The organism is Methylobacterium sp. B4 (assembly GCF_003201865.1).
GTDB lineage: Bacteria > Pseudomonadota > Alphaproteobacteria > Rhizobiales > Beijerinckiaceae > Methylobacterium.
Genome location: NZ_QJJJ01000009.1, coordinates 120,424 through 140,312, shown reverse-complemented (window position 1 = coordinate 140,312; position 19,889 = coordinate 120,424). Strand labels below are relative to the sequence as shown.

Here is a 19,889-nt window from a genome sequence, read left to right as displayed (position 1 = left end):
TCGCCGGGCTCCTGGTCCGGACTGGGAAGGCCCCCTACATGCACCCTGTAGTCACTACAGGGTCAAGGCCGTGCGGACCGCCTCTTCCATGACCATCGGCAGCCTCGCGGAGGCCACGCAGACCCGTGTCGAGACGGTCCGGTGGTACGAGAAGGTCGGGTTGCTGCCCCCGCCGGCGCGGTCGAAGGGGAACTACCGGCTCTACGGGCCCGAGCACCTGCGCCGGCTTAGCTTCATCCGCCGCGGTCGCGCCCTGGGGTTCACCGTGGAGCAAATCCGGGACCTGCTCGCCCTGGCGGACGACCGTGAGCGCTCCTGCGGCGAGGTCGACACCATCGCCCGCGCCCATCTCGCCGACGTGGAGCGCAAGCTGGCCGACCTGACCCGGCTCGCCTCGGAACTCCGCGAAGTCATCGGCCAGTGCGGCTGCGGGTCGGTCGCCGACTGCCGCATCATCGAGGCCCTGTCGCCGTTGGGTGAGCCCGCGTGAGGGACCTGAGCCCAGGTCAGCGAGCGACGTAGGGGGGCATCAGCACACGGCTCTCGAACAGCCCCTTGGCCACGAACCCGCAGCACGCGACGGCGAGGACAGCGACCGTGATCGCGACGAAGGCTCGGCGCGCGGCGGTCCGGACATGCGGCCTGACGCGACGGCGACGTCCCGCATTCCTCTGGCCCCAGGAATGGCGTTCCTTCATCACCAGCTCGGCCTTTCCTAAAGTGGAGGCTTGTCACGATTGCGCCGAAACTACGCCCGCTAGGCACTAGCTCCGCCTCAAAAACCGGGAGGCGGATTTGCGGTGAGATGAAAGCCCGACCTGCCACCGCGAAGTAATTACGAAGGCTGGCAGATGTACACCAAAAAGCCGACGCTTCGTCCAGGCGCGGCTAGAAAAAAGGGGTTCGCGGCGCCCGCATAAGCGTAATCCGAGCGATACCTTCGACCTAATTGGTGTGGAGGCGAAATTCCTCTGCGATTGAACTGCGACGCCGGCGTTTAGGCCAGGAATGCGCGACCAACACTGCGAACCGGGGAAGCCGAGCGCCTTGGTTACCTCCTCGAACCGGGCTCGCGCGTCCGACCAGCCCTGCGCGAAGTCGAACAGCTCCCGCAGGGCCGGCGAAATCTCCTTGTAGGCCGCGAGTGCGGCAACCAGCGCCCCGAGCGAGAGCCGGCCCTGGATGACAAGGTAGCCGCCGACCGAGAAGAAGAAGAACGGCGTCAGGTTGGCCGTGTAGTTGTAGAGACCCTTGAGCCGGCCCTTCAGATCGGCGATCTCGACGCGCACCCGCTCCAGCGCCTCGGCCTGGCGCATCTGCCGGAGCAGGGCCGGAGGATGGCCCGCGTTCCCAGCTTCCGGCGCGGTCAGGAGGCCGCCGAGCGCCCGGGTCGCGTGCACCCGCTCGCGCACCTTGGCGTTCAGGCGCCGCTGCAGCCGCGGCAGGAGGGTGAGTTGCACCGGCAGCATCACCAGCGCGGCGAGCGCCAGGGCGGCGTCCTGGAGGAGCAGGAAGGCCACGCTGGTCAGGAGCGTGCCGCCCTGGACGAAGGGCACGGCCACCAGGCCCGCGCCGGCGTAGCCGATGGGCTCGACCTCCTGCACTGCGACGGCGGCCAGCGCGGCGCGGCGCTCGGGCGAGCGCTCCCCGCGGGCCCGCCGGAAGACGGCGAGGCGCAGCCGGCGCACGAGGCGCTCGTTGAGGCCGCCGCGCGCCCGGTTGACCGCGTACTTGGCGAGGCCGCCCAGCGTCAGCACGGCGAGGTAGCTCGCACACAGCGCGAACAGGAGCTCGACGCGTCCCAGTTCGAGCCCGAGGAAGGCCATGCCGGGACGGACGTCGCCCTCCGCGTCCGAGAGGGCGTGGTTGATGATGTGCTTGGGGATCTCCAGGAGGAGCCACGCGGCCGGCAGCGTCAGGAGCGAGAGCAGCACCAGCCGCAGCTGCGGGCGCAGCGTCGCCCGCAGGACGTAGCGCTCAAGGCGCCACGCTCCCGGGCTCGCCGCGCCGGGCAGGTGCCGGTCGCGCAGCGTGCGCCAGGCGAGGCGCAGCGCCATCCACCCCGTCCACGCCGGCGCCACGACGAGGACGAGGAGCGACACCAGCTCCATCCACCAATGGCCGTGGGGCCCGTCGAGGCCGGCGAAGCGGTGGATCAGGTCGTGGATGACGACAGGCGTGAACAACGCTGGCACCGTGACGGGAATGCGGATGCCGGCGGACAGGACCCGCCGCGCGACCAAGCCGGATGGGAGGCCATGCTGGCCTACATGCGTTCCTTGATGCCGGACCCGACGAGCCACCAGTTGACGGGGTAGCTGGTCAGGAATCCCGCGACCATGGCGAGCTGCATGGCGGCCCAGAACTCGACCGAGTTCACCGGCGCCCGTTTCCCCGCGAGGTGCGGGAACAGGTAGAACTGGGCGAAGGCCATGAAACCGTACATGCCGACCTGCCAGGCGATCAGCGAGGCGGTGTCCGCCTTCACGGCCGCCACGAGGCCCTCGCCGGGGGAGAGCCCCCGCATCGGCACGATGGCGTAATACTGGAACACGATCCCGAGCGCGTAGGCGAAGACGAAGTCCAGCACCCAGACCGCGTACATCTTCTCCTCGAACAGCGAGTGCCAGCCGAACCAGACCGCCACCGCCGGCACCAGGAAGGCGAGCCACTCGGCGGCGACGTCGCCCAGCATGCAGCCGCTGCCGCAGTGGAGTGCGCCCTTTCCGACCATCACCGGGAACGGCGTGCCGGTCATGTTCGGCGGGTCCTCGCCCCGCTCCTTGGCGTGGTGGTGCGCCTCCATCGTGGCGAGGCGCCCGTATCTGAAGTAGGCCCAGACCACGGCCACCGTGCCGAACAGGGCGCTGACCGGCCAGACCACGTTCATCACGGTCATGTGCTGCGGGTGGCGGATGACCTGCACCGACAGCAGCAGGGCGCACGCCGCCCCCAGCAGCAGGGACGCGACGGCGAGGGCGTGGAGCCAGGTCGGGAACATGGAGGCTCCTAGCGGGCGGACGAGGGATCGAGCTTCGTCGCCTGCAGGCGCAGGGCGTTGCCGATCACGCTGACCGAGGACAGCGCCATCGCCGCGGCCGCGATGACCGGCGAGAGCAGGATACCGAGGAACGGATAGAGGATGCCCGCCGCCACCGGCACGCCGGCGGCGTTGTAGACGAAGGCGAAGAACAGGTTCTGGCGGATGTTGCCCATCACCGCCCGCGACAGGCGCCGGGCCCGCACGATGCCGACGAGGTCGCCCTTGAGCAGCGTCAGGCCGGCGCTCTCGATGGCCACGTCCGTGCCCGTGCCCATGGCGATGCCGACGTCCGCGGCGGCGAGCGCGGGAGCGTCGTTCACGCCGTCTCCGGCCATCGCGACGACCTGACCGGCGGCCTTGTGGCGCTCGACCACGGCGGCCTTCTGGTCGGGCAGCACCTCGGCCTCGACCTCCTCGATGCCGAGCCGGCGCGCCACGGCATCGGCGGTCGTGCGGTTGTCCCCGGTCAGCATCACGACCCGGATGCCCTCGGCCCGAAGCGCGGCGAGCGCCTCGGGCGTCGTCGCCTTGACGGGGTCGGCGATGGCGATGACGCCGGCCACGCGCCCGTCGACGCCCGCGAAGATCGCCGTGGCGCCGTCGCGCCGGAGCTCGTCGGCCTCGGCCGCGTGGGCCGAGACATCGACGCCCTGCTCACGCAGGAAGGCGGCGTTGCCGAGGGCCACGCGCCGGCCCTCGACGGTGCCGAGCGCGCCCTTGCCGGTCGGGCTGTCGAAATCCTCGACGGGGGAGGTCGCGATCCCGCGCTTCCCGGCGGCCGCCACGATGGCCAGGGCGAGCGGGTGCTCGCTCGCCCGCTCGACGCTCGCCGAGAGGCGCAGCACGGTAGCCTCGTCGAAGCCTGTCGCCGCCACGACCCGCGTCACCGCCGGCTTGCCCTCCGTCAGCGTCCCCGTCTTGTCGACCACCAGCGTGGTGACCCGCTCCATGCGCTCCAGGGCCTCGGCGCTCTTGACCAGCACCCCGGCCTGGGCGCCGCGGCCGACCCCGACCATGATCGACATCGGCGTGGCGAGGCCGAGCGCGCAGGGGCATGCGATGATGAGCACCGCGACCGCCGCAAGCAGCGCGAACGTGAAGCGCGGCTCCGGCCCGAACGCCATCCAGGCGACGAATGCGAGCACCGCCACGCCGATGACCGCCGGTACGAACCAGCCGGCGACCTGGTCGGCGAGGCGCTGGATGGGCGCGCGCGAGCGCTGCGCCTCGGCCACCATCTGGACGATGCGGGCCAGCATGGTGTCGCGCCCGACCTTGGTCGCCTCGACCACGAGCGAGCCGGACTGGTTGAGGCTGCCGCCGATGACGCTGGCGCCGACCTCCTTGCCGACGGGCATGGATTCCCCCGTCACCAGGCTCTCGTCCACCGAGCTGCGGCCCTCCACGACGGCGCCGTCGACCGGCACCTTCTCGCCGGGGCGCACGCGCAGACGGTCGCCGACGCCGATGGCGTCGAGTTGCACCTCCTCGTCCGTACCGTCGGGGTGGATGCGCCGGGCCGTCTTCGGCGCGAGGTCGAGCAGCGCGCGGAGCGCGCCACCGGTGCTCTCGCGGGCGCGCAGTTCCAGCACCTGCCCGAGCAGCACCAGCACGGTGATGACCGCGGCCGCCTCGAAATAGGCCGGCACCGCCCCGCCGTGCCCGCGCAGCGCCTCCGGGAAGAGCCCGGGCGCGAACGTCGCGACCACGCTGTAGGCCCAGGCCACCCCCGTCCCGATGGCGACCAGGGTGAACATGTTCAGGTTGCGCGAGGCCACGGAGCGGTAACCTCGCACGAAGAATGGCCAGCCGGCCCAGAGCACGACCGGGGTCGCCAGCGCGAACTGTATCCAGTTGGACGTCTGCTGGCCGAGGCGCTCGGTCAGGCCGAACAGGTGGCCGCCCATCTCCAGCACGAACACCGGCAGGGTCAGGACGAGCCCGACCCAGAACCGCCGGGTCATGTCGACGAGCTCCTCGCTCGGTCCTTCGTCGGCGCCGACCATCGCCGGCTCCAGGGCCATGCCGCAGATCGGGCATGCCCCGGGGCCGACCTGCCGAACTTCCGGATGCATCGGGCAGGTGTAGATCGTGCCTTCGGGCACCGGGTCGGCCTTCGTCGCGGCTTGGCCGGGGTCTACGTAGCGGACCGGGTCGGCCTCGAACTTGGTCCGGCAGCCGTTCGAGCAGAAGTAGTAGTGGTGGCCGCCGTGCTCGGCCCGGTGCTTCGTCGTATGCGGGTCGACCAACATCCCGCAGACCGGGTCCTTCACACGGTCGGCACCCGCGTCGTTCGCCGCGATGCCGGCCTGGTCGCCGTGCGCATGGCCATGTGCATGCCCGTGCCCGTGACCGGCATGGCCGTGGCCGCCCGCGCAGGCATGGCCTCCCGGGGCGGGGTGATGTCCCTGTGGCGCGTCGCTCATGACCGCTCCTTCCGCATGGCCGAGGAGGCGCCGCCGGGCCACGAGCGACCCGACAGCAGCCGGCAGCTTACTGGCGGCCTTCCTTCTGGGCGTTCTTGTCGAGCCAGGACGTGAGTTCCTTGATGCTCTTCTCCTGCTCCTGGATGGTCTTCTCGGCGATCTTCTTCGCCTCGGGATTGTCGCCGTTCCTCAGGCCGACCTGGGCCATGGCGATGGCGCCCTGGTGGTGCGGGATCATCGCGCAGATCCAGGCGACGTCGGCGTCCTTGGCCATCATCCCCTGCATCATGGGACCGTTCATCGACATCATGGCCTGCTGCAGGCCCTTCTGGGCCTCGGTCATCTGGCCGCCCATGCCCTGCATGGCCTGGGACATGTGACCCTGCATGTCCTTCATCGAGTCCTCCTTGGCGGTCGACGCCGCCTTGCAGGCCGCGGGAAGCTCGAACGAGGGCCCCGGCATGGAGCCGTGGTCGTGGTCGGCGGCGAAGGCCGCCCCGGTGCCGGCGAGCGCCAGGGTCGCGGCGAGGGTCAGGGTGCGAACGAACAAGATTGCCTCCTCAGGTTGGTTGGCGGGGGCGGCCGGCCAGGCCGCCGCGTCGGGTTCAGGCGGCCATCTTCCGGCAGCTCTCGGCGCAGGCCCGGCACTGCGCGACGCAGTCCTGCATGTCGCCGACCTGCTCGCAGCTCCTGGCGCAAGCCTCGCAGACCTCGGCGCAGGCCAGGCAGGTGTGCTTGTGCTCGGGGGTGCCGATCAGCATGAAGTGCGCCGAGGTCCGGCACATCTCCGCGCAAGCCATCATCAGGCGGAAATGGCCCGGCTCGACGTGCTTGCCGCCGGCCGGCAGGCAGTGGTTCGAGGCCATGCCCAGGCAAGTCTGGTAGCAGCGCAGGCACTCGTCGATGCAGGATTGCATCTCGCTCGACACGTGGCTCATTCTGGTCTCCATCGCGGCTTTATTGGGAGATATGGGTACAACTAGAGATCTGATAAAGTATTAGCTCGACCAGCTAGCTATAACCTGGATATCAAAATCCCCAATCCGCGAAGCGTTCAGAAATAAATACTCTGGACGATCACGGATTTGGGAGCGCCGTCTACCAGCGCGAGGGCGACCTCACTGGGTGCCCTTCTTCTTGAGGAAGGCCTCCATCTGGGCGATCTCGACGTCCTGGGCCTTGATGATCTCCTCGGCCAGCTTCCGGATCTCGGGGTCCTTGGAATACCGGAGGGCGACCTTGGCCATGGCGACGGCGCCCTTGTGGTGGGGGATCATGCCGCGCACGAAGTCGACGTCGACGTCGTTCGAGTAGCGGATGTCCATGTCCCGGTGCATCTCGGCGCCGACGTCCCGGAACGCCTTCGTGGCCGGCGTGTCCGCCTTGTCCGTCGCCGTCATCGCGGCGTGGTCGTGCCCGGCATGCCCGGCATGGTCGTGGGCCTCGCGCGCCAGGGCGATGCCCGAGAGACCGAGGGCCAGGGCCGCGACGGCGAGGGTCGAGGGCAGGATCTTCATCGGAGGATTCTTCCTGGTGCGCGGGGTCAGTTGAACTTGCCGCTGGCGGTGGCGCCGTCGGGGCCGGTGAGCTGCACGGCTCCCTTCGGGCTGTCGCCGAGGGCCGCCGCGGCCTTGCCGGTCAGGCGGTTGCCGTTGGCGGGCTCCAGGGGCACGCGGGTCGGCTTGCCGCCGACGACCAGGATGGCCGTGCCCTTGAAGCCCGTGGCCGGGACTGGCTTCTGGCCCTCGTCGGACACGAACACGTCGACGGTCTCGCCCTTGGCGACGAGCTCGACGTGGAACTTGCCGGCGTCCGCCACCCGGCCGCCGTGCTGGCCGGAGGTCTCGTGGGCACACACGGTCGTGGCGGCGAGCAGGCCGGCGACCAGGGTCACTCGCGGTATGATCATGCTCAGGTCTCCTCTCGGGGTTCAGTAGGCCTCGGCCGGGCGCGGGCGCGCGCCGTCCGGGGATGGGTGGGCCGGCGCCTCGGCGTGGAGGGCGCGCAGCCGCTCAAGCGGCTTGCGTCCGAAGCGCAGGAACAGGACGGGGGTCAGGAAGGTGTCGAGCAGCGTCGCGCTGACGAGGCCGCCGAAGATCGTCACCGCCACCGGGTGCAGGATCTCCTTGCCCGGGCTCGCCGCGTCGTAGAGCAGCGGTACCAGGGCGACACCGGCCGAGAGCGCTGTCATCAGCACGGGGGTCAGCCGCTCCAGGCTGCCGCGGATGACGAGGTCAGGCCCGAACGGCACCCCCTCGTGAAGCGACAGGTTCAGGTAGTGGCTGATCTTGAGGATGCCGTTGCGCGCGGCGATGCCGGTCAGCGTGATGAAGCCGATCATCGACGCCACCGACAGGGGCTGCCCGACCAGCCACAGCGCCGCCACCGAGCCGATGAGCGCGAGCGGCACGTTGCCCATGATGATGAGCGCCAGCGCGGCCGAGCGGTATCGGCTGAACAGGATGGCGAAGACCAGGGCCAAGGACAGCGCCGAGAGCGCCGCGATGGTCCGGCTCGCCTCCTCCTGCGCCTGGAAGGTGCCCTCCAGGCTGGTGAAGAAGCCGGGCGGCAGCGGCTCCTTCGCCACGGCCTCGCGGATGGCCGCCACGATGGTGCCCATGTCGCCCTCGCCGTTGGTGTTGGCCTGGACGACGATGCGGCGGCGGGCGTTCTCGCGCAGGATCTGGTTCGGCCCGTCGGTCTCGCGGATGTCGGCGACCTGCCGCGCCGGCACCCAGCCCGAGGGCGTCTCCAGCAGGAGATCTCCAAGGCCCGTCGTGGTCCGGCGGTTCTCCGAGAGGCGCAGGACCACGTCGAAGCGGCGCACGCCGTCGACCACCGTCGAGACCACGCGGCCGTTCGAGAGGCGGCTGATCTGCTCGACGACCGCCGCCGGCTGCACGCCGTAAAGGGCGGCCCGGGTGTAGTCGACGCGCACCTCCAGCTGCGGGATGCGCACCTGCCGCTCGACCTGCAGGTCGACGAGGCCCGGGATCGCGGCCATCCGGTCGCGCAGGGAGTTGGCGACCCGCCGCAGGGCGTCGAGGTCCTCGCCGAACACCTTGAGGGCGATCTCGGCCCGCACGCCCGAGAGCATGTGGTCGAGCCGGTGCGAGATCGGCTGGCCGACGTTGACGGCCACCGGCAGGGCCGCGAGGCGCCCGCGGATGTCGGCGACGAGCGCCTCCTTCGGACGCTTGGCGCCTTCGTCGAGCGCCACCTCGATCTCGGACGAGTGGACGCCCTCGGCGTGCTCGTCGAGCTCGGCCCGCCCGGTCCGGCGGCCCACCGCCTTCACGCCCGGGATGTCCAAGAGCAGCTTCTCGGCGATCAGCCCGACCCGGTTGCTCTCGGCGAGCGAGATGCCCGGGTTGAAGGTCATGTTGACCGTGAACGAGCCCTCGTTGAACGGCGGCAGGAAGGCCCGCGGCAGGTTCCAGGCGGCCACGCCCGCGGCCACCACCGCCGCCGCGACGGTGCCGACCAGCAGGCCCTTGTGGCGGAAGGCGACCCGCAGAAGGGCGGCGTTGCCGCGCTTGAGCAGCTTCAGGAAGCGGCTGTCGTGCTCCTCCAGGTTCTTCAAGCCCGGCAGCAGCAGGGACGCCAGCACCGGCGTCAGGGTGATCGAGGTGAGCAGGCTCGCCAGGATCGAGATGATGTAGGCCTGCCCCAGCGGCGCGAAGAGCCGGCCCTCGATGCCCGAGAGGGCGAAGAGCGGCACGAACACCAGGATGATGATCAGCGTCGCGTAGACGATGCCGGAGCGCACCTCGTTCGAGGCCTCGACCACCACCTGGAACACGCGCTTCGGGTTGCCGGCCCGCCGGTTCTCGCCGAGCCGCCGGTAGATGTTCTCGACGTCGACCACCGCGTCGTCGACGAGCTCGCCGATGGCGATGGCGAGCCCGCCCAGCGTCATCGTGTTGATGGACAGCCCGAACAGGTGGAACACCACCGCGGTCGTCAGCACCGAGACCGGGATGGCGAGCAGCGAGATGGCCGTGGTGCGCAGGTTCAGCAGGAAGGCGAACAGCACCACCGCCACCACCAGCACGGCCTCGACGAGGACACGCTCGACGTTGCGGATCGAGGTCTCGATGAAGTCGGCCTGGCGGAAGAGGACCTGGTCGGCTCGGATGCCGGCCGGCAGGGTCGGCGACATCTCCTTCAGGGCCGTCTCGATGCTGCGGGTCAGCCGCACCGTGTCGACGTCCGGCTGCTTCTCGACCGAGACGATGACCGAGGGCTTGGCCATGTACCCGGCGTCGCCCCGCTTCACCTTCGCGGCGAAGGAGACCTCGGCCACCTGGCGCAAGTGGACCGGCGTCTCGGCGACCGTCGCGACCACGAGGTTGCGCAGGTCGTCGAGGCTCATGGTCCGGCCGATATTCCGGATGAGGTACTCGCGGGAATGCTGGTCGGTGAAGCCGCCACCGGCATTGGTGCCGAACTGCGCCAGCGCCGTCTCAAGCTGGGCGTTCGTCACCCCGAGCGAGCGCATGGCGGCCGGGTTCGGGCTGACCCGGAACTGGCGCACCTCGCCGCCGATGGGGATGACCTGCGCCACGCCCGGAATGGTGAGGAGCCGGGGCCGGATGGTGAAGTCGGCGACCTCGCGCACCTGCATCGGGGTCGCGGTCTCGCTGGTGACCGCCACCAGCAGGATCTGCCCCATGATGGAGGAGATCGGCCCCATGACCGGGGTCACGCCCCGGGGCAGCTGGTCCTGCACCAGGGACAGCCGCTCGGCGACCTGCTGCCGGTTACGGTAGATGTCGGTGCCCCAGTCGAACTCGACGTAGGTGATGGACAGGCCCACACCGGAGACCGAGCGCACCCGGGTCACGCCCGGCAGACCGTTCATCCGGGTCTCGATGGGATAGGTGACGAGCTGCTCGACCTCCTGGGGCGCATACCCTTCGGCCTCCGTCATGATTGTGACGGTCGGCTTGTTGAGGTCGGGGAAGACGTCGACTGGGAGCTTGGTCGCGGTGAAGGCGCCGTAGAGCACCAATACCGTGGCCATGGCGAGGACGAGTAGGCGGTTGCGGACCGACTGGCTGACGAGGAAGGTGAACATGACCGGTCTCCTCAGCGCACCTGGTCGAGGAGTTCGGCGCCCTGGGTCACCACCCGCTTGCCGGGCCCGATCCCCTCGGCGACCAGCACGCGGCCGCCGTCGAGCGGCTCGACCCGCACGGGCCGGGCCTCGAAGCGCTCGGCGGTGGTGTGCTCGTAGACGACGTCCTGCCCGTTGCCGGTGCGCACGACCGCCGCGCGCGGCAGCGCCAGGCCGGACTGCTCGGTGTCGGTCCCGGCGAGCACGGTGACGAACTGGCCGACGCGCAGGCCGGAGGCGTCGCCCTGCACCGCGAACTGCACCGGGATGGCCTGGTTGCGGTCGGCCAGCCCCGTGCCCTGGTAGGCGAGCTTCAGGGTGCGCCCGTCGGCGAGCCGCGCCGTGGCGTTCTGGGCCGCCGTCAGGGCATCGAAGCTCAGCGCCTCGACCCAGAGGCGGTTCGGGTCGACGATCTGGAAGACCATGGCGCCGGGTGCCGCCATCTGGCCGGCTACCGCGGTCGCCTGCGCCACCACGCCGTCGACGGGGGCGACCAGGGTCTCGGGCTGTTGCCTGATCTTGTCGAGGGCCGCGCGGCGGTCGTGCAGGCCGTTGAGCTCGGCGACGGCGTCGTCGAGCTGGGTCTGGGCAACGGCGCCGGTGGTCGCGAGCTTCCGGAAACGCTCGACCCGACGCTCGACGATGGCGATCTGCTGGTCGAGTTCGCCCTGGCGCTGGCGCATATCGGAGACGTCGACGGCCTGGACCGGCGGGGTCACGGTCGCGAGCACGTCGCCTTTGCGCACCTTCGTGCCGAGGCGGGGGAACAGGCCGGAGGGCGGCGGCGAGAGACGGCCGCCGACCGAGGACTGCACGACGCCGCTGGCGTTGGGGTCGGGGATGATGCGGCCGGGCAGCTCGAACGAGCGGTGGAAGCTGCCCTGCTCGGTCATGGTGGTGCGCAGGACCAGCAGGCGCTGGGTCGGCTTCGGCACGAAGACGGAGCCGTCGGGCAGGCGCTGCGCGAGGTCCGACGAGGCCGGCGTGGTCTGGCGCGGCTCGATCAGGGCCGCGCCCTGCACGGGCGCGCCGTGATCCTCGTCGCCGTGCGCGAAGGCGGCGGTGCCGAGGACGATGGTGATGCCGATGGCGACCAGCGCCACCGCCGGAGCGCCACGGCGCCCGCGTGCGAGCGCCGTCACGAGCACGCCGAGCAGGAAGGCGACGGCGACCGCGGCCACCAGGGCTGGGTCCTTGGCCGTGAGCCGCTCCCGGACGTCGTGGGCGACCTTGGAGACACGTGCCAAGGCAGCCTGAGCCGGGGCCGGCATGGCAGGCGCCGCGGCCGCGGCGACCTTCGGGTCGGGCACGGTGACCGCCACGGTCAGCACATCGACCGCGTCCCCGGCCGTGACGGTCGCCACGAGATCGTGCCGGCCAGGCTTCGATAGCCACGGGGCCGGCAGCGCGTAGCCGCCGTCGGCCATGGCGGTCGCGACCCTGGGACCGTCGGGCGTCTCGACCTCGATGGTCGCGCCGGGCACCGGCTCGTTCGTCCGGAAGTGGTCGAGGAACAGCGTCAGGGTCCCGTCGCGCGGAATGGCGACGAGCTCGAAGGCGTCCGAGAGCGCCTCGCCGCGCGGGGCGATGGTCTTCGAGACAGGGGGCTGGGCGGCGCCGTGGTCGTGCCCCTCGTGGGCGAGCGCCGGCCCCGCCAGGACGGCGGCAAGCAGCGCCACCGCGCGCAGGGCGGCGGCAAAACGGGTCGACATGAACAGGAATCCTCGCGTCGGGAAGTCCGGACGGCGCCGTTCTCGGGCGCACTCCGGGCGTCGCGCGCCTCAGGCGCGCCCTACTTCACGCGAGGGTTCGTGGGGGCTTGGGCAGGGCCTCGGGGCCGGGGCCCGAACGGCCGGCGACGTCGCGCGGGATCAGCGTGACGGTCCGGAACAGGGCCGGCGACAGGGCATAGGGCCCGGACAGGACGCCGGTGGCGCAGCAGGCCATCGTCCCGCAGCAGCGGGTCTTGCAGCCGACCGGGCAGCACTTGTCCTGTTCCGGCTCGATGCGCGCGCCGTCGACCGTGGTCGGGGCGAGCGCGACCCTGGCCCATGCCGACATTACGGCCCGGACGACGACCTTGGGCGCCGCGGAGACCGTGGGCGCGACGGCCTTGGGCGCCGGCGACGGGGCGAACTTCGGCTGCGCCGCGGCGTGGTGGCCGTGGTGCGCGTGCCCCTCGTGGGCCTGGACGGCGGACGGCACGACGTAGGCGATGATCGCGAGGATCATCGCCGCCATCAGGCGCACGATTTGCCGGTCGAGGCTCATGAGTTCTGGCTTACACCGATTCCGGTGGCGGGACTATGTCCGCCGTTGAGACGTGAATGCCTGCAGGCAGGTTTGGTTGCCGTCGCGGCGTTTCAAGCCGCCGCGAGCAGCGGCTCGGCCGGGAAGCCCGCCGCGGCGATGGCTTGGGCGATCCGGTCCGCCGGGCCGGCGGCATCCGACACGGTCACGAGCTTGGCTCCGAGCTCGACCTCGACCCGGGCGTTCGGCTCGATGCCGAGGACTGCGCGGGTCACCGACTTGGCGCAGCCGCCGCAGCCCATCTTCTCGACCTTGAAGCGATGCATGACGCACTCCCTTGGATGGCGTCACACCCAGATGGGGCTTCCCATCATGGGAAGGTCAAGGGACAATCCCATATGGTGGGTCTGATTATCGTCGGCACGTGACATCTCAACTGACGTCGGGGCCTGAAATTTGGTCCGATTTGGCAGGGAATGGCGCATGCCCTTCCGGTTTCGCTCAGCGGATCGGTGAGGGGAAAAACACAGTACCCAGAGAGGCGAACTCAGAATAGAACAGCCTCGGAAACCAAGAAGCCCGCAGGCCTGAGCCTACGGGCTTCACACGGGCCGGAGCCCATGGGTTGCTGACGGCGCACCGTTCAGCGTTGACGGATCGGATATGAGTGCATGGGGCTGGATAGTCAAGTGGGAAAATCCAGAATTCGGGCTGCACTCTATATCGACGGATTCAATTTATACCATTCTGTCAATGACTTAGGAGAGCCGTTCCTGAAATGGTGCAACTTCTGGAAGCTGGGGGAATCCATCATCCCGCGTCAGTCGGAGGAACTCGTCCGCGTCGTGTTCTGCACGGCCTATTATCCGGGCGACCACAGCAAGAAAATCCGCCACGAAAGGCTGGTTCGAGCCCTCAAGCTGGTCGGTGTCGAGACCACCCTTGGGCACTTCAGCAAAGAGGACGCCAAGTGCAGGGACTGCGGTTCCATTTGGCAGAAGCCAACCGAGAAGGCCACAGACATCAATCTCGCACTCAGCGTCTATGACGATGCCGTACAGGACGTCATGGATACTGCATATCTTCTGACGGCAGATACGGACCAAGCGGCCACCGCGGGGCTATTTGCGAGGCGCTTCCCGAAGAAGAAGCTCGTCAGCGTCAGCCCCCCGGGCCGGACTCACTCGCAGCACATCCTGTCGCACACGCCGCACAAGATCGCGCTCAACCGGGAGCATATCGAGAGGGCACTCTTTCCGGGCCTCGTCACCGCGGAAGGGCAAGCTTCCGTCATGCGTCCGCACGAGTACGACCCGCCGGCTGGATACGTGATGTGGGATCAGCGTCAGAAGCCCGCGCCCAAGTCGGGCGCGAAAGCGCCCCCGCCCGCAGCGGCGATACCCGAACGCTGAAGACGCCGCTGACTTAGGCTGGTTCACCGCCTCGGTACCGGGCGAAGGCGCTCCGCCCCTTGGGACCGAAGAGTGTGATCTCGTATGTGTCCGGCTCCATGCCATCGACCTCCATGCCGGGCGAGCCGACCGGCATGCCCGGTACGGCCAGCCCAGTCCCCTGGGGTCTCTCCGCCAGGAGCCGCTTGATCGCTCCGGCCGGAACGTGGCCCTCGACCACGTAGCCGTCGACCTGGGCGGTGTGGCAGGAGGCGAGGTCGCGCGGCACGCCGAGGCGCGCCTTCACCGGGTTCACGGGCCCCTCGGTCACGGTGACGGTGAAGCCGGCCTCGCGCAGGTGGGTGACCCACTTCTCGCAGCAGCCACAGTTCGGGTCCTTGGTCACCGCGACCGTGGGACGTCCCTCTGCCAGGGCGCCCCGGCCTAATGCCAACGCAGCCGCGAACCCCGCGAGCACGGCACGCCTGGACGGCATCGTATCGCTCCTCATCGACATCTCCCCTTCGCTCTCACTCGGCCGCCTCGGGCAGCCGCAGGTTCCCTTCCGCCGCCTCGGGCGCGACGGCATCGGACGGCGGCAGGCCCCACCCCTTCACCAGCGCATAGACCGCCGGGATCACGACCAGGGTGAGGACCGTCGAGGAGACCATGCCGCCGATCATCGGCACCGCGATGCGCTGCATGACCTCCGACCCCGCGCCGGTGCTCCAGAGGATGGGCAGGAGCCCGGCCATGATGGCCACCACCGTCATCATCTTCGGACGCACCCGCTCGACCGCGCCGACCATGATGGCCCGCCGCAGGTCCGCGCGCGTGAGCCGGCGGCCCTCGCGGTCGCACTCGGCCCGAACCTCGTCGAGGGCGTGGTCGAGGTAGACCAGCATGATCACCCCGGTCTCCGCCGCGACGCCGGCGAGCGCGATGAAGCCGACGGCCACCGCGACCGACATGTTGAAGCCCATCCACCAGAGCAGCCACACCCCGCCGACCCCGGCGAAGGGCAGCGAGAGCATCACGATGAGCGTCTCGGTCAGCCGCCGGAAGTTCAGGTAGAGGAGAAGGAACACGACGAGCAGCGTCAGCGGCACCACGATTTGCAGGCGCGCCTCCGCCCGCTCCAGGTACTCGTACTGCCCGCTCCACTGGAGCGTCGTGCCCTGGGGCAGCTTGACCTCGTCTGCCACGGCTTGACGTGCCTCGGCCACGTAGCCGCCGAGGTCTCGGCCGGCGATGTCGACGAAGATGTAGACCGCGAGCTGCCCGTTCTCGGTGCGGATCGAGGTCGGGCCTCGGGTCAGCTCGACCTTGGCCACCTCCCGCAGGGGCACCGTGCCGCCGGCCGGCAACGGCACCTGCACCTCGTCGGCGATGGCCCGCGGGTCCGAGCGGAAGCCGCGAGGGTAGCGCACGTTCACCGTGTAGCGTTCGCGACCCTCAACCGTGTTCGTCACGGCCTGGCCTCCCAGCGCCGTGGCGATGACGTCCTGCACGTCCCCGACCATCAGGCCGTACCGCCCGAGCGCCTCGCGGTCGGGAGTGATGTCGAGGAAGTAGCCGCCGATGACACGCTCGGCGTAGGCGCTCGACGTTCCGGGCACGTTGCGGACCACCGCCTCGACCTGGCGGGCGACACCCTCCATCTGCTTCAGGTCCGTGCCGAGCACCTTGATGCCGACGGGCGTGCGGATGCCGGTCGAGAGCATGTCGATGCGGGCGCGGATCGGCTGCGTCCAGGCATTCGACACGCCCGGGAACTGGAGCGCGGCGTCCATCTCCGCCTTGAGGCTCGCCAGCGTCACGCCCGGCCGCCACTCCGCCTTGGGCTTCAGGGCGATGACCGTCTCGAACATCTCCATCGGCGCCGGGTCGGTCGCCGTGTTGGCGCGGCCGGCCTTGCCGTAGACAGAGGCCACCTCCGGGAAGGACTTGATGATGCGGTCCTGGGTCGCCAGGAGCTCGCCGGCCTTGGTCACCGAGATCCCCGGGAGGGTCGTCGGCATGTAGAGCAGACTGCCCTCGTCGAGGTCGGGCATGAACTCGGAACCGAGCTGCCGGGCCGGCCAGACGGTCGCCGCCAGGACGACCACGGCGAGCAGGATGGTGAGCACCCGCGCCCGCAGAACGCCGGCGATGAGCGGCCGATACAGCCAGATGAGCAGGCGGTTGAGCGGGTTGCGGTGCTCCGGGACGATCCGCCCGCGCACGAACAGCACCATGAGCGCCGGGACCAGGGTCACCGACAGGAGCGCGGCGGCCGCCATGGCGAAGGTCTTGGTGTAGGCGAGCGGCCCGAACAGCCGTCCCTCCTGGCTTTCCAGGGTGAAGATCGGCAGGAAGGAGACCGTTATGACGAGGAGCGAGAAGAACAGGGAGGGGCCGACCTCCGCTGCGGCCTCGACCAGGATCTCGACCCGCGGCTTGCCCGGCGGCGCCCGTTCCAGGTGCTTGTGGGCGTTCTCGATCATCACGATGGCGGCGTCGACCATGGCGCCGACCGCGATGGCGATGCCGCCCAGGCTCATGATGTTGGCGCCGATTCCGAGCGCCTTCATGCCGGCGAAGGCCATCAGGATGCCGACCGGCAGCATCAGGATGGCGACCAGCGCGCTGCGCACGTGCAGCAGGAAGACGACGCAGACCAGGGAGACCACGACGCTCTCCTCGACCAGCGTGTGCCGCAGGGTGTCGATGGCCGCGTCGATGAGCTGGGAGCGGTCGTAGACCGGCAGGATCTCCGTGCCGGCCGGCAGGCTTTTCGCGACCTCGGCCAGCTTCGCCTTGACCCCCTCGATGACGCTGAGTGCGTTGGCGCCGAACCGCTGAAGGACGATGCCGCCCGCGACCTCGCCCTCGCCGTTCATCTCGGTGATGCCGCGCCGCTCGTCCGGCCCGAGCTCGACGCGGGCCACGTCCCGCACCCGCAGCGGCGTGCCGCCGGAGGTCTTCAGGACGATGTTCTCGATGTCGCCGACGCCCTTCAGGTAGCCCCGCCCGCGCACCATGAACTCGAACTCGGAGAGCTCGACCGTGCGCCCGCCGACGTCGGCGTTGCTCGACCGGATGGCGTCGCGGAGCTTGGTCAGGGAGATGCCCTGCGCGCGCAGGCGGTTCGGGTCGACGACGACGTTGTACTGCTTCACGAAGCCGCCGACGCCCGCGACCTCGGCCACGCCCTCGGCGCGCGAGGCCCCGAACCGGACCACCCAGTCCTGCAGCGACCGGAGCTCCGCGAGCGTCCGCTCACGCGCCACCACCACGTACTGGTACACCCAGCCGACGCCGGTTGCGTCTGGGCCCAGCGTCGGCGTCACGCCGGCCGGAAGGCGGCTCGCGGCGCCGTTGAGAAACTCCAGCACGCGCGAGCGCGCCCAGTACGGGTCGGTCCCGTCCTCGAAGATGACGTAGACGAACGAGACCCCGAAGAACGAGAAGCCGCGTACCACCTTCGCCTTCGGAACCGTCAGCATGGCGGTCGTGAGGGGGAAGGTGACGACGTCCTCGACGGTCGTCGGACTTTGCCCGGGGTACTCGGTGTAGACGATGGCCTGCACGTCCGAGAGGTCGGGGATGGCGTCCAGCGGCAGGGTTCGCAGCGCCAGCACGCCGGCGGCGACGGCGAACACCGTTCCGACCAGCACCAGGACGAGGTTTCGGGCCGACCAGCCGATGAGGCGCGCGATCACGGCGTGCCTCCCGCATTGGCGGCCTGCCGGTCGTCCTTCGGGGCGGCCAGGGACTGGAGCGCGGCCTTCAGGTTGCTCTCGGCATCGATCAGGAAGTTCGCCGCCGTGACCACCCGGTCGCCGGCCGCGATGCCGTCGCGGATCTCGGTGTAGCCGCCGCCGCGGACGCCGACCTTCACCGCCCGCGGCTCGAACCGGCCCTCGCCGCGGTCGAGGAGCACGACCTGGCGCGCGCCGGTGTCGATGACCGCGTCGTCCGGGACCGCCACCACCGGCTCGGCGTCGCCGGTCGCGATCTCGACGTCGGCGTACATGTCGGGCAGCAGCGCGCCGTCCGGGTTCGGCAGCTCGATGCGCACCCGCGTCGCCCGGGTCTCCGGGTTCACCTGCGGGTAGACGACCGCCACCTTGCCGGAGAAGGTCCGGCCCGGGGTCGAGCGCAGGCGCACGGTCACGGCCTGTCCCACGCGCACCCCGGCGAGGTCGCGCTCGGGCACGTCGGCCAGCACCCACATCGTCGAGATGTCGCCGATCCGGAACAGGGTGTCGCCGGCCGCTGCCTTCATGCCCTCGATGGCGGTCCGCTGCAGGACGAGGCCGTCCCGGGGCGAGGCCCACGTGATGGCCATCGGCACCTTCCGGGTACGCTCCATCTCGTCGATGACGGCCTCGGAGACGTTCAGGTTCTGGAGCCTGCGGCGCGCCCCGTCGAAGCCCGGGTTCGCGATGAGCTGGGCAGCGGCGGCGTTGATCTCGGGCGAGTAGACGTGGACCAGCGCCTGGCCCTTGCGGACGCGGTCGCCGGTCGTGACGTTCTCGACGTGGTCGACGTAGGCGTCGGACCGGGTCGCGATGACGGTGATGCGCCGCTCGTCGAGGGCGACCGTGCCGGGCACGCGCACCGGCTGCGCCACAACCCGCCGGTCGACGGTCTCGGTCCGCACACCGGTGCGCTGGACCTTGCCGGGCGAGACGGTCACGACGTTCCCGCCCTCGTCCTCGCCCGCGTAGACGGGGATGTAGTCCATCCCCATCGAGTCCTTCTTCGGCACCGGCGAGGTGTCGGGCAGCCCCATCGGGTTGCGGTAGTAGAGGACCTTGAGGGCCCCCCCGGCGGGCTTGGTTATCCCGCCCTGCGACATGCCGAGCCCGGCCAATTCATGCTTGGACATGTCGGCGGGCATGGCCTTGCCCACGTCGGGGCCGTCGAAGCTGACGTCCTCGCTCGCCCGGACGGCCCGGAACACGCGCCCGTCCTCCGTAATCATCAGGGATGCCGAGTAGACCGGCTTCCCGTCCGGGTCCTGGTAGTAGACCACCGGTCCGGACGCGGGCTTGGACGGGGCCGGCGCCTGCGCGGCGGGCAGCAGGCTGGTGACGCCGTGCCGGGCCCGCTCGACCAGCGCCGGCACGTACTCGGACCTCGCCCGTTCGACGAGCGCCGGGACGGAGCCATCCTGCCGTCCGGCCCAATAGCCGAGGCCCCCCGCCGCGAGCGCGGCGAGGGTGCCGGCGAACCATGCCGGGCGGATCATTTCGCGGCCTGAAGGACCAGCTTATCCTCGACCGTGCCGGTCTCGCCCTGGACCTTGGCGGCCAGCGACAGGCGCCAGCGGCCCTGCATCGAGAGCTTGGCCTTGAAGCGGTAGACGCCGGGCTCGGTCGAGGGGACCTGCTCGACCTTGGTTGCCATCTCCTCCATGGCGTCGGGGGCCATGTCGAGGCGCTTAGCGAAGACCACCGCGTCGGTCACCGGCTTGCCGCTCCGCCGGTCGACGAGCCGGACGGCGATGACGGCCTCGCCGACCTTCGCCTCCTGCTGCACGAGTTCGAAGCGGTAGTCCTTGATGTCCGCCAGGGCGGGGACGGTCATCGCCGACACCGACAGGGCGGCGGCGAGCAGCGCGGCCGGCACGGCGCGCGCGAAGGGGTTTTCGGTCACGGGTGTCTGTCTCC

General features: G+C 70.2%; 17 protein-coding genes. 2 read left to right on the top strand and 15 right to left on the bottom strand.

Features of this window, described 5'->3' with window-relative positions; translation table 11 throughout:
• The first annotated feature begins 88 nt into the window (after positions 1 to 88).
• Entirely contained in the window at positions 89 to 490 is a 402-nt protein-coding gene (locus BY998_RS13590; protein ID WP_110352148.1) for a helix-turn-helix domain-containing protein, read from the top strand.
• A gap of 274 nt (positions 491 to 764) precedes the next feature.
• On the opposite strand, the gene BY998_RS13580 is transcribed toward BY998_RS13590, so the two are convergent.
• The 11 genes from BY998_RS13580 to BY998_RS13530 all read right to left on the bottom strand — a co-directional run bounded on the left by BY998_RS13580 (position 765) and on the right by BY998_RS13530 (position 13,164).
• Positions 765 to 2,186, bottom strand: a complete 1,422-nt coding sequence (locus tag BY998_RS13580; RefSeq protein WP_245421583.1) for a multidrug ABC transporter ATPase — start codon at positions 2,184 to 2,186, stop codon at positions 765 to 767.
• Between the two features lie 80 nt (positions 2,187 to 2,266).
• A complete protein-coding gene (locus tag BY998_RS13575) occupies positions 2,267 to 3,001 on the bottom strand; it encodes a DUF4396 domain-containing protein (protein ID WP_110352147.1) in 735 nt (244 codons plus the stop codon).
• An 8-nt stretch (positions 3,002 to 3,009) separates the two neighbouring features.
• Positions 3,010 to 5,469, bottom strand: coding sequence for a heavy metal translocating P-type ATPase (locus tag BY998_RS13570; RefSeq protein ID WP_110352146.1), 2,460 nt, complete (start codon positions 5,467 to 5,469; stop codon positions 3,010 to 3,012).
• Between the two features lie 67 nt (positions 5,470 to 5,536).
• On the bottom strand, positions 5,537 to 6,019 hold the full coding sequence (locus BY998_RS13565) for a DUF305 domain-containing protein (protein WP_048463380.1): 483 nt from the start codon (positions 6,017 to 6,019) through the stop codon (positions 5,537 to 5,539).
• 55 nt (positions 6,020 to 6,074) lie between these two features.
• A complete protein-coding gene (locus tag BY998_RS13560; protein WP_048463379.1) occupies positions 6,075 to 6,407 on the bottom strand; it encodes a four-helix bundle copper-binding protein in 333 nt (110 codons plus the stop codon).
• Positions 6,408 to 6,587: 180 nt separating this feature from the next.
• Positions 6,588 to 6,986 (bottom strand): DUF305 domain-containing protein, encoded by a 399-nt coding sequence (locus tag BY998_RS13555; RefSeq protein WP_110352145.1) that lies wholly within the window; start codon positions 6,984 to 6,986, stop codon positions 6,588 to 6,590.
• A gap of 26 nt (positions 6,987 to 7,012) precedes the next feature.
• A complete protein-coding gene (locus BY998_RS13550) occupies positions 7,013 to 7,378 on the bottom strand; it encodes a hypothetical protein (RefSeq protein WP_048463377.1) in 366 nt (121 codons plus the stop codon).
• A gap of 21 nt (positions 7,379 to 7,399) precedes the next feature.
• Positions 7,400 to 10,549 carry an efflux RND transporter permease subunit gene (locus BY998_RS13545; protein ID WP_110352144.1) on the bottom strand — a complete coding sequence of 1,050 codons (3,150 nt, stop codon included), beginning with the start codon at positions 10,547 to 10,549 and terminating at the stop codon, positions 7,400 to 7,402.
• An 11-nt stretch (positions 10,550 to 10,560) separates the two neighbouring features.
• The gene (locus BY998_RS13540; protein WP_110352143.1) at positions 10,561 to 12,300 is read right to left on the bottom strand and encodes an efflux RND transporter periplasmic adaptor subunit; all 1,740 of its coding nucleotides are present in this window, start codon (positions 12,298 to 12,300) and stop codon (positions 10,561 to 10,563) included.
• A gap of 85 nt (positions 12,301 to 12,385) precedes the next feature.
• The gene (locus BY998_RS13535) at positions 12,386 to 12,859 is read right to left on the bottom strand and encodes a hypothetical protein (RefSeq protein ID WP_110352142.1); all 474 of its coding nucleotides are present in this window, start codon (positions 12,857 to 12,859) and stop codon (positions 12,386 to 12,388) included.
• Between the two features lie 92 nt (positions 12,860 to 12,951).
• Positions 12,952 to 13,164: a heavy-metal-associated domain-containing protein gene (locus BY998_RS13530; protein WP_048463373.1), complete on the bottom strand. Its 213-nt coding sequence runs from the start codon at positions 13,162 to 13,164 to the stop codon at positions 12,952 to 12,954.
• 345 nt (positions 13,165 to 13,509) lie between these two features.
• Here BY998_RS13530 and BY998_RS13525 point away from each other — a divergent pair, with 345 nt between their 5' ends.
• Positions 13,510 to 14,250 carry an NYN domain-containing protein gene (locus BY998_RS13525; protein ID WP_110352141.1) on the top strand — a complete coding sequence of 247 codons (741 nt, stop codon included), beginning with the start codon at positions 13,510 to 13,512 and terminating at the stop codon, positions 14,248 to 14,250.
• Between the two features lie 13 nt (positions 14,251 to 14,263).
• On the opposite strand, the gene BY998_RS13520 is transcribed toward BY998_RS13525, so the two are convergent.
• Genes BY998_RS13520 through BY998_RS13505 form a run of 4 tightly spaced genes read right to left on the bottom strand, consistent with a single transcriptional unit; the run spans position 14,264 to position 19,875 of the window.
• Positions 14,264 to 14,740, bottom strand: coding sequence for a DUF411 domain-containing protein (locus tag BY998_RS13520; protein ID WP_181425517.1), 477 nt, complete (start codon positions 14,738 to 14,740; stop codon positions 14,264 to 14,266).
• Positions 14,741 to 14,759: 19 nt separating this feature from the next.
• Positions 14,760 to 17,933: a CusA/CzcA family heavy metal efflux RND transporter gene (locus BY998_RS13515; RefSeq protein ID WP_110352140.1), complete on the bottom strand. Its 3,174-nt coding sequence runs from the start codon at positions 17,931 to 17,933 to the stop codon at positions 14,760 to 14,762.
• The gene (locus BY998_RS13510; RefSeq protein ID WP_110352139.1) at positions 17,930 to 19,468 is read right to left on the bottom strand and encodes an efflux RND transporter periplasmic adaptor subunit; all 1,539 of its coding nucleotides are present in this window, start codon (positions 19,466 to 19,468) and stop codon (positions 17,930 to 17,932) included. Before BY998_RS13510 ends, BY998_RS13515 begins: the two co-directional genes overlap by 4 nt.
• A complete protein-coding gene (locus tag BY998_RS13505) occupies positions 19,465 to 19,875 on the bottom strand; it encodes a FixH family protein (RefSeq protein WP_110352138.1) in 411 nt (136 codons plus the stop codon). Before BY998_RS13505 ends, BY998_RS13510 begins: the two co-directional genes overlap by 4 nt.
• Between the last annotated feature and the right edge of the window lie 14 nt (positions 19,876 to 19,889).

Excerpts from the sequence above, each read along its gene's own strand:
- BY998_RS13590 (WP_110352148.1), top strand. The coding sequence starts at position 89 with ATGACCATCGGCAGCCTCGCGGAGGCCACGCAGACCCGTGTCGAGACG.
- BY998_RS13575 (WP_110352147.1), bottom strand. The coding sequence starts at position 3,001 with ATGTTCCCGACCTGGCTCCACGCCCTCGCCGTCGCGTCCCTGCTGCTG.
- BY998_RS13570 (WP_110352146.1), bottom strand. The coding sequence starts at position 5,469 with ATGAGCGACGCGCCACAGGGACATCACCCCGCCCCGGGAGGCCATGCC.
- BY998_RS13560 (WP_048463379.1), bottom strand. The coding sequence starts at position 6,407 with ATGAGCCACGTGTCGAGCGAGATGCAATCCTGCATCGACGAGTGCCTG.
- BY998_RS13555 (WP_110352145.1), bottom strand. The coding sequence starts at position 6,986 with ATGAAGATCCTGCCCTCGACCCTCGCCGTCGCGGCCCTGGCCCTCGGT.
- BY998_RS13550 (WP_048463377.1), bottom strand. The coding sequence starts at position 7,378 with ATGATCATACCGCGAGTGACCCTGGTCGCCGGCCTGCTCGCCGCCACG.
- BY998_RS13545 (WP_110352144.1), bottom strand. The coding sequence starts at position 10,549 with ATGTTCACCTTCCTCGTCAGCCAGTCGGTCCGCAACCGCCTACTCGTC.
- BY998_RS13540 (WP_110352143.1), bottom strand. The coding sequence starts at position 12,300 with ATGTCGACCCGTTTTGCCGCCGCCCTGCGCGCGGTGGCGCTGCTTGCC.
- BY998_RS13535 (WP_110352142.1), bottom strand. The coding sequence starts at position 12,859 with ATGAGCCTCGACCGGCAAATCGTGCGCCTGATGGCGGCGATGATCCTC.
- BY998_RS13530 (WP_048463373.1), bottom strand. The coding sequence starts at position 13,164 with ATGCATCGCTTCAAGGTCGAGAAGATGGGCTGCGGCGGCTGCGCCAAG.
- BY998_RS13525 (WP_110352141.1), top strand. The coding sequence starts at position 13,510 with ATGGGGCTGGATAGTCAAGTGGGAAAATCCAGAATTCGGGCTGCACTC.
- BY998_RS13520 (WP_181425517.1), bottom strand. The coding sequence starts at position 14,740 with ATGAGGAGCGATACGATGCCGTCCAGGCGTGCCGTGCTCGCGGGGTTC.
- BY998_RS13510 (WP_110352139.1), bottom strand. The coding sequence starts at position 19,468 with ATGATCCGCCCGGCATGGTTCGCCGGCACCCTCGCCGCGCTCGCGGCG.